Annotated in this window: 11 protein-coding genes and 1 other annotated feature; of the genes, 6 read left to right on the top strand and 5 right to left on the bottom strand. The window is 39.7% G+C overall.

Annotated features, from left to right (window positions below):
* Positions 1 to 98 precede the first annotated feature (98 nt).
* Genes AC1Q6O_RS12590 through AC1Q6O_RS12580 form a run of 3 tightly spaced genes read right to left on the bottom strand, consistent with a single transcriptional unit; the run spans position 99 to position 2,563 of the window.
* Positions 99 to 1,259 (bottom strand): acetoin utilization protein AcuC, encoded by a 1,161-nt coding sequence (locus tag AC1Q6O_RS12590; protein ID WP_008176750.1) that lies wholly within the window; start codon positions 1,257 to 1,259, stop codon positions 99 to 101.
* Positions 1,259 to 1,906: an acetoin utilization AcuB family protein gene (locus tag AC1Q6O_RS12585; RefSeq protein WP_043990206.1), complete on the bottom strand. Its 648-nt coding sequence runs from the start codon at positions 1,904 to 1,906 to the stop codon at positions 1,259 to 1,261. Before AC1Q6O_RS12585 ends, AC1Q6O_RS12590 begins: the two co-directional genes overlap by 1 nt.
* Positions 1,907 to 1,930: 24 nt before the next feature.
* On the bottom strand, positions 1,931 to 2,563 hold the full coding sequence (locus tag AC1Q6O_RS12580; protein WP_008176754.1) for a GNAT family N-acetyltransferase: 633 nt from the start codon (positions 2,561 to 2,563) through the stop codon (positions 1,931 to 1,933).
* 329 nt (positions 2,564 to 2,892) lie between these two features.
* On the opposite strand from AC1Q6O_RS12580, the gene acsA reads away from it, so the two are divergent.
* The 5 genes from acsA to argD all read left to right on the top strand — a co-directional run bounded on the left by acsA (position 2,893) and on the right by argD (position 9,112).
* A complete protein-coding gene (gene acsA / locus AC1Q6O_RS12575; RefSeq protein WP_371861904.1) occupies positions 2,893 to 4,620 on the top strand; it encodes an acetate--CoA ligase in 1,728 nt (575 codons plus the stop codon).
* A 234-nt stretch (positions 4,621 to 4,854) separates the two neighbouring features.
* Positions 4,855 to 5,889 carry an N-acetyl-gamma-glutamyl-phosphate reductase gene (argC, locus tag AC1Q6O_RS12570; RefSeq protein WP_043990207.1) on the top strand — a complete coding sequence of 345 codons (1,035 nt, stop codon included), beginning with the start codon at positions 4,855 to 4,857 and terminating at the stop codon, positions 5,887 to 5,889.
* A 38-nt stretch (positions 5,890 to 5,927) separates the two neighbouring features.
* Positions 5,928 to 7,160, top strand: coding sequence for a bifunctional glutamate N-acetyltransferase/amino-acid acetyltransferase ArgJ (gene argJ, locus AC1Q6O_RS12565; protein WP_492401390.1), 1,233 nt, complete (start codon positions 5,928 to 5,930; stop codon positions 7,158 to 7,160).
* The gene (gene argB, locus AC1Q6O_RS12560; RefSeq protein WP_089985659.1) at positions 7,123 to 7,908 is read left to right on the top strand and encodes an acetylglutamate kinase; all 786 of its coding nucleotides are present in this window, start codon (positions 7,123 to 7,125) and stop codon (positions 7,906 to 7,908) included. Before argJ ends, argB begins: the two co-directional genes overlap by 38 nt.
* 73 nt (positions 7,909 to 7,981) lie before the next feature.
* On the top strand, positions 7,982 to 9,112 hold the full coding sequence (gene argD, locus AC1Q6O_RS12555; RefSeq protein ID WP_089985661.1) for an acetylornithine transaminase: 1,131 nt from the start codon (positions 7,982 to 7,984) through the stop codon (positions 9,110 to 9,112).
* 53 nt (positions 9,113 to 9,165) lie between these two features.
* On the opposite strand, the gene AC1Q6O_RS12550 is transcribed toward argD, so the two are convergent.
* Positions 9,166 to 10,047, bottom strand: coding sequence for an NAD-dependent epimerase/dehydratase family protein (locus tag AC1Q6O_RS12550; RefSeq protein WP_089985663.1), 882 nt, complete (start codon positions 10,045 to 10,047; stop codon positions 9,166 to 9,168).
* Between the two features lie 111 nt (positions 10,048 to 10,158).
* Positions 10,159 to 13,215, bottom strand: a complete 3,057-nt coding sequence (locus tag AC1Q6O_RS12545) for a transglycosylase domain-containing protein (RefSeq protein WP_008176767.1) — start codon at positions 13,213 to 13,215, stop codon at positions 10,159 to 10,161.
* A gap of 102 nt (positions 13,216 to 13,317) precedes the next feature.
* Positions 13,318 to 13,526: a binding site (T-box leader), on the top strand.
* Positions 13,527 to 13,613: 87 nt separating this feature from the next.
* On the opposite strand from AC1Q6O_RS12545, the gene tyrS reads away from it, so the two are divergent.
* Positions 13,614 to 14,882: a tyrosine--tRNA ligase gene (gene tyrS / locus AC1Q6O_RS12540; RefSeq protein ID WP_089985665.1), complete on the top strand. Its 1,269-nt coding sequence runs from the start codon at positions 13,614 to 13,616 to the stop codon at positions 14,880 to 14,882.
* Positions 14,883 to 14,925: the final 43 nt, after the last annotated feature.

Here is a 14,925-nt window from a genome sequence, read left to right as displayed (position 1 = left end):
TTATCGAGGATTTGCGTGTTTTTTATTTAAAATGGAGTGCAGGGAATGTGGCTTTAAACCAATGAAAAAAACCCCACGAAAAATCGTGAGGAAAGGTGTTAATCTCGTTTTTCATTGCGAATAAGGTGTAGTGCTTTTGCTAACATTTGAGCATTTTTTTCTTCTATTTCTGTCTTACGTGGAATGGGTTCATATAAAGGATTTGGGTCCTCCCAAGTTGGAATAAAAGGAACGGGAGCTTCAGGTTGCCAGCGGTCAAGCCATGCCTGTGGAAGAGGTCCCGTTGGTAACGCTTGATCAGTCATTTCTAACCAGAGCATGGACCAAGCACGTGGAACAACTCGCCATATATCATAGCCACCTCCACCCACCGCAATCCACTTACCATCGCAATATTCATGGGCTAATTGGTGTGCGAGCTTTGGAATTTCCCGATATATATTCATAGTGCCATGAAGATGTGTCAAAGGATCAAAATAATGGGCATCTGCTCCATTTTGTGTGAGCACAACATCTGGCTTGAAATATTCGAAAACCTCTCTCATAGATCGTTCATAGATTTCTAGGAAACTTTCATCCTCTGTAAAAGCATCCATAGGGAAATTAAAGGAGGTACCATACCCTTGTCCGTTGCCTCGCTCAGTAATATTGCCTGTTCCAGGAAATAGGTAGCGCCCTGTTTCGTGAATAGACAATGTACAAACATTCGGGTCCTCATAAAAGCTCCATTGTACACCGTCTCCATGATGTGCGTCTGTATCGACATATAGTACACGGGCGTTATATTTTTCCTGTAAGTACCGAATGGCAACCGTACTATCATTGTAAATACAAAATCCTGATGCGCGACCACGAAAACCGTGGTGTAGCCCTCCTCCAAGATTGAGGGCATGCTCAGCCTTACCTTCCATTACATAATCAACGGCCGTTAATGTTCCGCCGACTAATTGGGCACTTGCTTCATGCATATTTTCAAAAATCGGTGTGTCTTCTGTGCCGATACCATAGCTTTCACATTGGGCTACCGATAATTCACCATGTCCTGCCCTCTTCACGATATCAATATACTTAGGGTCATGGGCAAGCAGTAGCTCCTCTTCTGTTGCAACACGTGCTGGAATAATATCTACATCATTGAGAGCATCTATATTTTTTAGTAAATCCATCGTTAGCGTCAAGCGTTTATGATTAAATGGATGTGTATCTGAAAATTTATATCCGAGTTGTTCTGGCGAGTAAACGAATACTGCCTTTTTCATTATAATGAAACACCTGGTAAATTGGGCCATAGTACATCAAAGCCTTCTTTGCGAAGGTCTTTAATCATAGCTAAAGGATTCAGTGTTTTTACTCGGACACTTAAAATTTTATTTTGCGTATTTTCAGAATCAGGATACACTAAGACGCTTTGAACATTGGCATGATGATGATGAAATATCTTTGTTATTTCAAATAAAACACCTGGCGTGTCAGCTACTCGAATTTCAATTTTTGAGCCAGGTTCCGTAGCACCGGTTAGCTCTATATATGTATAGAGTAAATCCGTTGTAGTAACTATTCCTACTAATTTTTCTCCAGAGACTATAGGTAAACAACCTACTTTAGATTCATAGAAGGTAAGAGCGACCTCTTCAACAAAATCAAGTGGATGACCAACAAGCGGATCCTTAACCATTATTTCTTCTACTTTTGCTTGAAAAACAGGAGAATTGGGTTCATCTTGTAAAGATGATGGCAAAACTTCTTTAATGTCCCGTTCTGTTATCACTCCTAGAACGTGACGTTCCTCATCTATAACTGGTAAATGGCGAACTTTTTTGTCACGCATTAGCTTTAGTGCTTCCAACACGGTATTGGTAGGAGCTAATGTGTAAGGTTCCTCATTCATAATTTCTTCTACGATCATATACATATCCCCTTTGTATTGGTTTTAATACATGAAACGATTTCTAAAACGAAGCCTATCGAATCTTTCAATTGTTTCAGGAGGCACGCGTTTACCTTCACGCGCCATTAAACAATTTGCTGGGTGTGATGTAATTTCTGGATCATCCGTAGCAAAATATTCGAATCCGACAGAGCTCATCATCTTCTCCATCATTTTACGATAGTCCCAAACATTTAAGCCAGTCCCCTTTAAATCCCAATGCCAATAATATTCGGTAGTTATCACCAGATAATCCTCCATTTCATCACCCATAAATGAAACGGCTAGTAATGCCTTTCCTGAACCGGTTCCCCGATAGTCGGGAATCACTTCAATGGCACCTAATTCAATCATGTCATCAATTCGGTCCTCTGCCCACCGTTCAAGTGGATCAGGATAAAGATAGGTCACATAGCCTACAACGATATCTTCGTTTCGAATAATAACAATACGCCCTTCAGGAAGCCCCGCAATTTCAATAATAGCTTGTTGTTGCTGTTTTGGAGGTCTAAAGGCAACCAAGCCCTCATGGAAAGAATATGTAGCTAATTTTTCTGGAGGAACAGGTCCTTCCACATACACAGTACCATGCTTAGTTTCCCTTTTGACAGAAAAAAAAGTTTTTTTATGTTCCATAATGCCACCACCTGAGTTTAATAATTCCATTATAGCTGATTTCATGCGTAAAAACGCTTATTTTTGCAAAATATACCTGTATTTTTTGAAAAGTGAAAATATTAAGACAATCTCTTTAAATTCGTGTAAAATATAATATATTGCTTCTGTTATTTAACAGATAAAAGTAGTGTAATTAAGAATTCTATCATTTGTAATGTAATAAACTGTTATATAACAAAAGCTCATCTATATTTTACTTAGAACGTAAATTTATTATTTCAGCAGAGGGGATTGTTGAAAATAGCAAATGAACAGTTTCAAGTGAAAGCAAAGAAAGGGGTAGTTTCATGGGGATGAAAATGAAGGAGAAGTTAACGGCTTTTGCTGGTCAGCACCATTTAATGAATTATGAAGAAGTGGCAAAGTCTCATAATTGGGCTGATACGGAAAAAGCATTTAGCTGGTACGAAACAGGTTTAGTGAATATGGCGTATGAGGCAATTGATCGCCATACAGATACACATCGTAAAAATAAAGTTGCCCTTTATTTTAATGATGGAAAACGTAAAGAGGCGTATTCATTTAATGAAATGAAAAGGTTAACGAACAAGGCTGCCAACGTTCTTAAAACAGCTACTAGTCTACAAAAAGGTGATCGTTTATTTATTTTTATGCCACGATCTCCTGAGCTTTATTTTTCATTATTAGGTGCGTTGAAAATGGGGGTTATTGTTGGACCATTATTTGAAGCATTTATGGAAGCCGCTGTGTATGATCGGTTAGCAGATAGTGAGGCGAAAGTATTAGTTACTACACCGGCATTACTTGAACGTGTACCTATCGCTAAATTACCGCATCTCGAGCATATCTTTTTAATAGGGGAAAATATTGAAGAAACATCCCAAATTCTAGACTTTAATCAACGATTGAAAGAAGCTTCAGCTCAGTTTGATATGGAATGGGTAGATCGAGAAGATGGGATGATTCTTCACTATACCTCTGGATCAACTGGTGCTCCAAAAGGAGTGCTACATGTTCATAATGCAATGCTTCAACAATACCAATCTACGCAATGGGTTCTTGATTTACGTGAGGATGATATTTATTGGTGTACTGCTGATCCAGGATGGGTGACAGGAACAGCCTATGGTATTTTTGGTCCTTGGCTAAATGGGGTGACAATGGTGATTGTTGGAGGAAGATTCTCACCGCAAGCATGGTATCAAGCCATTGAAGATTATGGTGTTACGGTATGGTATAGTGCACCAACTGCATTCAGGATGCTGATGGGGGCAGGGAGCGGCTTGCTTGAAAGCTATGACCTATCATCTTTACGTCATGTGCTATCTGTCGGTGAACCATTGAACCCGGAAGTGATTCGTTGGGGAGTAGAAGAATTAGGTCATCGAATCCATGATACATGGTGGATGACAGAAACAGGAGCACATATGATTTGTAATTACCCTTCGATGGATATTAAGCCAGGATCAATGGGAAAACCACTTCCAGGTATTCATGCGACGATTGTAGATGATGCTGGTAACGAAGTACCGCCGTTTACAATGGGGAATTTAGCTATTCAACGGGGTTGGCCAGCTATGATGCGTCAAATTTGGGGCAATCCAGAGCGCTATGAATCTTATTTCTTAAAAGGGCAATGGTATGTATCTGGAGATTCTGCCTATATGGATGATGACGGATACTTCTGGTTCCAAGGTCGAGTGGATGATGTCATTATGACGGCCGGAGAGCGTGTGGGACCATTCGAAGTGGAAAGCAAGCTATTGGAGCATCCAGATATTGTTGAAGCAGGAGTCATTGGAAAACCAGATCCAGTACGAGGGGAAATCATAAAAGCCTTTGTATCCATACGAGAGGGTGTTGAACCTTCAGATCAATTAATTGAGGATATAAAAGATTTTGTTAAAAAAGGCTTATCGGCTCATGCTGCACCACGTGAAATTGAATTTAAGGAAAAACTACCAAAAACACGCAGTGGTAAGATTATGCGTCGTGTGCTGAAGGCGTGGGAGTTAAATTTACCTACGGGTGACTTATCGACGATGGAAGATTGATAAAGTAAAAGACATCAATTGATATTTATACATTATATGCATAAAAAGAAGGCAAGGGTTCATTCAATCGTTGAAAGGATTCTTGCCTTCTTTTTTCTGCATTTACAATACTGAAGACGTGTTTTAAAGAGACGTCATGTTGTACGAAAAAAATATAGAAATAAATAAAAATTCAGTTGACTTAATATTTATGCAGACGTATACTATTTTTAACTTATTTTAGAGGTGAGTGCATTGAACGTAGGAATTGTTGGAGCAACAGGTTATGGTGGGCTAGAGCTTATTCGGTTTTTACATAATCATCCGGCTGTAGAGCAGCTAGCATTATTTACTTCTTCCGAGGAGGGAGTTCTTTTTTCTTCAAAATTTGGTCATCTTATGACGATTGTTGATAGGCCTTTACAAAAAATAGAGGAAGATACTTTAGCGGAATTTGATGTAGTTTTTACAAGTACACCATCTGGCGTAACAAGTAAGTTATTACCATCATTGGTGAACACAGGTCCGAAATTAATAGATTTATCTGGTGATTTCCGGTTGAAAAACCTTGCAAGCTATGAAGCATGGTATGGCAAAAAAGCAGCGCCATTTAATGCGGTGCAGCAAAGTGTTTATGGTTTAACGGAATGGAATTCAGAGCATATACGGCAAGCTACTCTTATTGCTAACCCTGGTTGTTACCCAACAGCGGTGTTGTTACCATTACTACCACTAGTGAAAGAACGCTTAATTGATCCGAGCTTTTTAGTGATTGATGCGAAAAGTGGCATCTCAGGAGCTGGCAATAAGCCGTCACAAACAACTCATTTTAGCGAGACGAATGAGAACTTCTCTATCTATAAAGTAAATACACATCAACATATACCAGAAATAGAACAAGCCTTATCTATGTTTGCTCATGTAGAAACAAGTATTACTTTCAATACTCACTTAGTACCTATGACACGAGGGATTTTAGCAACATCCTATGCGCCTGTAACGGCAGGCGTTACAGAGGCTCAGTTGGTTGCTTGCCTGCAGGAGACTTATGATAAGCATCCTTTTGTTCGAATTGTTACAGGTGCAACTAGCTTAGGGACTAATCGTGTTAAGGGATCCAATTATTGCGATATTTTGGTGAAAGTAGATGCTCGTACAAACCGTGCCACGATAGTTAGTGTGATTGACAATCTAGTCAAAGGGGCTGCAGGGCAAGCGATTCAAAATATGAATGTACAATTTGACTTACCCCAAACGACTGGTCTGGATGTCGTACCGTTCTTTATTTAACACATCCAATTTGATGAAAAAATAAGGAGGAATTATGGATGACAGTTACTACTTCAATAAATGTAATGAAAAAGTTATCAAGTAAAAATATCGTTTCACCAAAAGGGTTTAAGGCAGCTGGGTTACATTGTGGTTTAAAACATAAGAAGAAAGATTTAGCGATTTTAGTAAGCGAGGTACCAGCTAGTGTTGCTGGTGTTTTTACAACAAATGCTGTGCAGGCAGCCCCATTAAAAGTAACAAAGGAAGTTGTTTACACAACAAAAAAAATGCAGGCGATAATCGTGAATTCGGGTAATGCGAATGCTTGTACAGGGAAGCAGGGCGTGAAGGATGCCCAAACCATGCAGGCGCAAGCGGCTGAAAAACTAGGAATTGCTCCTGAATTAGTGGGAGTTTGTTCAACGGGTGTCATTGGCGAAATGATGAAGTTGGAGCCAGTAATAAACGGTCTTCAACAGCTAGAACCGAAGGACAATTTAGAAAGTGCCATTGACTTTGCACAGGCGATTTTAACGACAGATACAGTTATGAAAAACACAAGCTATAGTACAACGGTAGATGGCAAGGAAGTCATTATCGCTGGTGTTGCGAAGGGTTCAGGCATGATTGAACCAAATATGGCAACAATGTTGGGCTTTATTACGACAGATGCCCAAATAGAATCTGATGTACTACAAAGTGCATTATCCGATATTACCAACCTCACGTTTAATGCCATTACAGTCGATGGGGATACATCTACAAACGACACTGTTGTTGTATTGGCGAACGGTTTCGCTGGAAATCAGACGTTAACACCTGAGCATCCAGATTGGTTAAATTTCTATTACACATTGAAAACAGTAGCAGAAGATTTAGCAAAAATGATTGCTAAGGATGGGGAAGGGGCAACCAAGCTTATTGAAGTGGAAGTTGTTGGCGCAATTTCAGATGAAGAGGCACGAAAGATTGCGAAGACCGTCGTAGGTTCACCACTTGTAAAGACTGCTGTTTTTGGCTGTGATGCGAACTGGGGACGAATTATTGCAGCGGTAGGGTATAGTGGTGCCGCTGTAAATCCAGATAAAATTACGATTCAAATTGGTGGCGCTACAATGGTAGAAAACGGCGAACCAATCCCTTTCTCGGAGGATGAATTAATACAAATTTTAAAAATGCATGAAGTGAAAATATATGTGTCCCTTGGTATGGGTGAAGGTAAGGGGCATGCTTGGGGATGTGACTTAACCTATGACTACGTCCAAATCAACGCATCATACCGCTCGTAAACGAATGGTAATCAAGCTCGGAGGTAGTACACTAGAGGGCTTAAATAAAGACTTTTTTATAAATTTTAAAAAGCTTCAAGATAGCGGTGTGGAGCTTATTATTACTCATGGCGGTGGCCCAGCTATTAATCGTGAATTAGCTGCTCGAGGCATAGAATCGCATACATTAAATGGTATACGTGTGACAAATGAGGCAGCTATGAATGTTGTCCAATCAACTTTGATCGGGCAGGTTAACCCTGCTTTAGTTCATGAATTAACAAGTGCTGGCATTGAGGCCATTGGGCTAAACGGTTTTGATGGTCAATTAATGGTGGCGGATTATTTGGATAAAGACGTGTATGGTTTTGTTGGAGCAGTAAAAGCCATTAATACAGCCTTACTTGAAACTTTATTGACAGTGGGAATTATACCCGTTATTGCTTGTGTTGGAGCAAGTGAAGCAGGTCTGGCTTTAAACATTAATGGTGATACAGTCGCAAGTGAAATGGCATTAGCCTTAGGGGCAGATAGCTTATTACTTGTTACAGATGTAAGTGGTATTCGAGTTTACGATGAATATCAAACAATGGCAACGCCCTCTCTCATTCATCAATGGATAGAACAAGGGCATCTTTATGGGGGGATGATTCCAAAAGTACAAGGAGCTATCGATTGTTTATATGCAGGTATACCTTCTGTGCAAATTGTTGGAGAGACATTGATTGGCACTACGATTGTCACTTCCGACAAACTTCATGCTACCTAGTGTTCTAATAAGATCGTATTAAAAGTATAGATGTTGAAAGAAGACCATTTCAAATAATAGCGGAGATGATAATATGAGTGCTTTATTCGGGAACTACGGTAAACGTCGTGCACAAATTGTCAAAGGGCAGGGCACCGTTGTAGAGGATTCTACAGGAAAACAATATTTAGATTTTACTAGTGGCATTGCAGTAGCAAGTCTGGGGCATGCCCATCCTGCCATTGTGCAGGCACTGCAAGAGCAAAGTGAAAAGCTGTGGCATATATCGAATCTTTTTGATATCCCTGGTCAGGAAACGGTGGCTCAAAAATTAATCGCTCATACGCATCTTGCACATGCTTTTTTCTGTAATAGTGGAGCGGAGGCAAATGAAGCAGCCATTAAGTTAGCGCGTAAACATACAGGGAAAAATCATATTATTACTTTCGAAAAATCATTCCATGGTCGCACATTTGGAGCAATGTCTGCAACAGGTCAAGGCAAAATACATAACGGCTTTGGACCACTCGTTGAAAAATTTACGATATTGCCATTCAATGATGCTGCCGCACTAGAAGCTACTATTGATGACTCTGTGGCAGCCATTATGCTGGAGATGATTCAAGGAGAAGGTGGCGTTAATTGTGTATCGTTAGAATTCGCTACCACAATTGCGAAAGCATGTGATGACAAGGGGATATTACTCATTATTGATGAAGTACAAACAGGAATAGGAAGAACAGGAACACGCTATGCCTTTGAGCAAACTGTGTTAAAGCCCCATATTGTGACATTAGCGAAAGGCTTAGGTGGTGGCTTCCCAGTAGGGGCAATGCTAGGAACTGCCGAGCTTTATGCAACCTTTAGTCCAGGTGCACATGGCACTACATTTGGTGGCAACCCTCTTGCGATGAGTGTAGCTCAAGCTGTCTTAAGCCATGTTTTTGAGCCGGCATTTTTACAGCAAGTACAAGATCAGTCAGCGTATATTGTAGCACAATTAAAAGCGCATTTACCTTCTAACTATACCATTCAGGGTCAAGGCTTAATGCTTGGAATTGGCTGTGGTGAAACAGAAGTAGCGGCTTATATCGCAGCGGCAGAGGAAAAGGGTCTCTTGTTAGTGGGGGCAGGTCCAAATGTTATTCGTTTATTGCCACCATTAACGGTAACGAAGGGAGAGATTGATGAAGCCGTAGCTATTTTAAAGACTATATTATATTAATATAAAGACAAAGAATCTGCTGCGTATTTAGCGGACTCTTTGTCTTTCTTTTTTTATTGAAGTTGTTTTACTAAAGTTTTAACTAAATTTGGCAACCAATCACGAAGCTGACTAAATGTAAATCCTGCTTTCTCTGCTTTCGCATTCGTCATATACCAATCAGCTTGTACACCATATGGTGATTGTGATTCTTCATCGCCACCAACAAGCGAAATTTTTGCGCGCTTTCCACTCTCTTCTTCAATCAATGCAAGAAGTTCTTTCAATGAAATGGCACCAGAAGCAGTAGCATTGTACGGTCCTTCTATAGGAGTAACGCCTACAAAATATAAAAATTCAGCAGCCTCCTCATCTGTAATATAGCTCATCTGTGCATCGATATTTGGTAATGAGATTGGCTGATCGTGTAAAATACGTTCAACATGAAAGTGCAAGCGACGTGTGTAATCATGTTCGCCCATAACAATGGGGAAACGTACGGCAACAACTGGGAATGAAGCTTCTTTAAACAACACAGCCTCAGCCTGTCGTTTTCCTTCTCCATAGGAAAATTCTTCTCGATCCCCCATAAGAATTTGATAATGGTAAGGATCGAAATCTTCTTCCTTTTTCATCTTTCCATCTACCTCATAGGTTGAAAGAGTAGACGTAAAGACAAGTTTTTTCGTTTTCCCTTTTAAAAGCTCACAAATGGTATGTGCCTCGTTAGGAGAGTAGCAAATATTATCATAAACAATATCCCACGTTGTATGGGCGAGAGCATTTTCTAATGCGTCATGGTCATCCCGATCAACTATTAATTGTTTAACAGCTGTCCCAAAAGGATTGCCGCTTTGCCCGCGTGTTAAAATCGTTACATCATGTCCATTCTCAATGCAAAGTTCCACTAATTTTTTTCCAAAAAAACGTGTGCCACCTAAAACTAATATGTTCATATTTTCCCTCTCCTTCAAAATAGTAGTCTTCTTAATAATGACAAAAAAACAGACTTACTACAAATCAAAAGTGAAATGTAGTAAGTCTGTTTGATACTGAAACGAAATTGATTATCGGCTTGACGTTTCTGGGGGAGTTGTATTGCTGTTGTCTCCGCCGTTTGAGCCATCTTCCGGTTGGCCTGATTCGTTACCACCAGATCCGTTGCCATTGTTGGAGCCGTTGCCGTTACCACCGTTACCATTGCCGTTGTTAGAGCCGTTGCCATTGCCACCAGATCCATTGCCGTTGTTAGAGCCGTTGCCATTGCCACCAGATCCATTGCCGTTTCCTGAACCATTGCCATTATTACCAGACCCATTGCCATTTGTAGGCGGTGTTGTCGGTGGAATTGTCTCTTGACCATTATCCTCTGGGTCAGGTTCATCATCATTACCACCAGTAGAGGCTACATTAGAATGTGGTGATGCTAAGCCTGTAATATCTACAGCCACTACAACATAGGCTTGTCCACTAGCAACCGTAATGCTTTGTGTAGATTCAAGAACGGACGTTACTAATGTGTTGCCACCATTTGTAACATTATAAATTCGATAACCAACTACATCGTTTGATGACTCTGTCCAAGATAAAGTTGAGCCATTTACGGATGCCGTTACCGCTGCAGGTGCACTTCCATCTGCAGGGAAATCAACTGCTGAAACAGATGAATTTGATAAAGTTGAATTCTTTGGTAGTAAACTTGCTGGATTACCGCCAAGACGGCCTAACATGCGTTTAATGAACGCTTGATTAATACCTGCGCCACCTGATTTAACAAATTCAGCTGGTGTACTTGGTAATGCGTTATAAGTTTTTCCTTTAATCGTTACAACACTTGAAGCAGCTAAACTATCATCTGGTTGTGTAGGTAAAAATACTTTCGCATTAAATAAGTCTGAACGGACTAAACCTGCGTTTGCACAGGCTGCAGAAGGTGCCATCCCAGAAATACCACAGAACGAAGCGGTCACCACATTTTTAGGTGCCTTAAAGCTTGTTGGTGGATCAATAAACTCAGGAGCCACATCGTAAACGGAATTCATTAAAGTACCCCATAGTTTATTGACACGAACGCTTGGCTGTTGGTACGTATTATTAAATGCGTACAATGTACGAGGTTGGTCGTAACCCATCCAAACACCTAGAGATACATTTGGATTATAACCAACTAACCAAACATCTTTATACTCTTGAGAAGTCCCTGTTTTTGCAGCAAAATCTGAAGAGAATTTTAATGTATTACGTGCAAGAGTTCCTGTTCCTTTTGTTAATACGTCACGTAGCATATCCGTCACAATATAGGACGTTTCTGGACTGAATACTTGGACGGGTTCTACTTCGTGTTTGTAAATAATATTTCCTTCTTGATCTTCAATTCGATCAATCATATAAGCATCAACGAATTGACCACCATTTGCAAAAGTAGCAAAGGCATTCGTATTCTCTTCTACAGTAGTCCCCTCACTTAAAGCACCGATACCAGTTGCTAGGTTAGTGAAATCATCGGGGTGTAATTTTGTGAATCCCATTTTTACTAATAGATCAGCAGGACGTTTGTTAATAATATCATTGTATAAACGTAACGCTGATATGTTTTGAGAATCTGCTAAAGCCTCACGTGCGGGAATAAGTCCTCGTTCATCACTAGTAATATAGTTACTTGGGCTCCATGAACCGATTGAGAATTTTACGTCAACGAGTGGGCTACCTGCGCCAATTACGCCGTACTCAATAGCAGGAGCGTAAACAAGTAATGGTTTCATCGTAGAACCATTTGAACGATAAGCTTGTGTTGCGTGGTTAACTTGAGTTGTATTAAAGTCTCGACCACCTACAAAACTTAAAATTCGACCCGTCGTATTTTCCATTAAAATACTACCCACTTGTACGGGCATTTCGATATCAATTTCCTCACCAGTTACAGGGTCTTTCCCTTTACCAGTATACGTATGGCCATAATATTGGAAGTCCTTAGCAGCTTTTTGCATGGCATCATACATATCTTTGTTAATGGTTGAATAAATACGATAACCTTTTGAGCGAACATCACGATCAGCTAAGATTTTATATTTATCTTTTAATTTCTTTTCTGTTTTTAATCGCTCTGGGTCAATACCGTCATCTTCTGCGAGTTTTTCTGCAATAATATCTTTTGCACGACTCTCAAGCTCATATGTAAGCCATGGATAACGATCCTCCGCTCGCATTTCTGGACCACGGAAGTCAGCAGCAATATCATAATTAAGTGTTTCTTTATATTGCGCATCGTCAATATAACCAGCTTCTTTCATACGATAAAGAACTGTTTTCATACGATCAATACCTGGTTTTAAAGCTTCCTCACTTTTCAGTTCACCCGTATTTGTAAACGGTGTGTAAGCAAATGGCGCCTGAGGAATACCAGCTATGTAAGCTGCTTGCGCTAGTGATAAATCTTTAGCTTTCACACCAAAGATCCCTTCCGCGGCTGTTTCTACACCTGCAATATTGCGCCCTGAAGAGTTACGACCGTATGGAATAATATTTAAATAAGCCTCTAATATTTCTTCCTTTGTCATAAAATGCTCTAAACGCATAGCAAGTAAAATTTCTTTTGCTTTACGTTCATAGGAAACTTCATTGGTTAATACTTGGTTTTTTATAAGTTGTTGCGTAAGGGTAGAGCCACCTGTCTGTGTAGCAGAATTCGTAACATCTTGTAATAAGCCTCGTATAACCGCTTTTGGTACAATTCCGTTATGTTCACGGAAATATTCATCTTCTGTTGCTAGTACAGCATTAAGAACATCTGGTGCAACATTTTTAAGTGAAGTTTCACGGCGATCTAAATCTGTCCGTAATTTTCCGATATAAATATCGTTGGCAAAATAAATCTCACTTGTTTCTTCATAGCTAAAAATTTGATCTCGCAATTCTTCCTTTGAGCGTAAGGGTTCTTCTTTTACAAGAGAAGCGAAATAACCAGCTCCTACTGAACCGACAAATACAGTGCCAACCAATGCAAAAACTAAAAATAGTAAAAATAAGTTCCAGGTAACGCTACCTGAAATACGTAATTTCTTCATCCATTTTTGTTCAATTAATGTATCGATCTTTGCATTGATTTTTTCAATCCAATCTTTCAATGTATCGACCTCCTAAAATCTTGTTTATTATAGCACATATTGTTTTAGCTAGAACATAGTTATTGACATTGAAATAGATTCGTATAGAATAATGGTTATAGTTTTCTAGTGATGAAGAGTTTGGAGTAGTTTCTATATTCCCTGTTTAGAGAGCCAGTGGTTGGTGAAAACTGGTCATAATGTAGAGATGAATTACGTGCTTGGAGCTTAGACGTGCGCGCCTGCGATAAAGGCGGTTGAATGAAGTGGAAGGTGGATGACATCTTCAAGCCGGGTGGTACCGCGTTAATTTACAATTTAACGTCCCTGCATGCAATTATTTTGCGTGTAGGGATTTTTTTTATCTCATGAATTTGTCCATGCACGTAGCGAATTTCAATCAATTAGGAGGAATCATCATGACAAACGAATTATTACAAGATTTAGAATGGCGTGGACTGCTATATCAACAAACAGATGCTGATGGTATGGCAAAATTATTAGAAGAACAATCTGTCTCTTTATACTGTGGTGTTGATCCAACAGCAGATTCTATGCATATTGGACATATTGTTCCGCTTTTAACTTTACGTCGCTTCCAAAAAGCGGGACACCGTCCAATTTTACTTGTGGGTGGGGCTACAGGCATGATAGGAGATCCTTCAGGTCGTTCAGAAGAGCGTCAATTACAAACTGTGGAGCAAATCGATAAAAATGTTCAAGGTATCCGCGGTCAACTAGAACGTATTTTTGATTTTGCTGAAGCTGGTAATGGCGCTCAGCTTGTGAACAATCGTGACTGGATCGGCAATATAAATACGATTGAATTTTTACGTGATTATGGGAAATTAATTAATGTTAACTACATGTTGGCAAAAGATACAATTGCTTCTCGACTTGATACGGGGATATCTTTCACAGAGTTTGCTTATACATTAATTCAAGGGATTGATTACAATCATCTATACAACCACTACAATTGTCGTATTCAAGTAGGCGGTTCTGACCAATGGGGTAATATTACAACAGGTTTAGAGGTTATTCGTAAAACTCATGAAGAAGAAACTAAAGCCTTTGGGATTACGATTCCATTAGTGACGAAAGCTGATGGTACGAAATTTGGTAAAACAGCTGGTGGTGCTGTTTGGTTAGATGGGAAGAAAACATCTCCATATGAGTTTTACCAATTCTGGATCAATGCTGCGGATGCAGATGTGATCAAATACTTAAAAATATTCACATTCCTTACTCGTGAAGAGATTGAAGCATTAGCTATTTCTGTAGAGGAAGAGCCACATTTACGTAAGGCTCAAAAAGCACTTGCTGAGGAAATGACACGATTAATTCATGGTCAAGAGGCATTAGAGCAAGCTATCCGTATTACAGCAGCATTATTTTCAGGCGATTTAAAAGCACTTTCTGCTGAAGAAATGAAGGATGCTTTTAAAGACGTTCCTTCTATTGAAATGGCTAAGGAAGATAAAAATATTGTAGACCTTCTAGTGGAAGCTGGCATCTCATCATCGAAACGTCAGGCGCGTGAGGACGTTTCAAATGGTGCAATTAGTGTCAATGGAGAAAAAGTGACGGATTTAGAATATGTATTCGGTGCAAAGGATCGTCTAGAGGATGCATTTAGCATTGTTCGTCGCGGTAAGAAAAAATATCATATGGTGAAGTTTGTGTAATGATTGAAACAACATCCCCCGACCCAAAAGGGGATGTTTTTTT

It is taken from the genome of Lysinibacillus sp. GW823-FHT06C08, assembly GCF_058795135.1.
The sequence above is the reverse complement of the archived record's forward strand: the minus strand, read 5'-3'. Positions and strand labels throughout refer to the sequence as shown.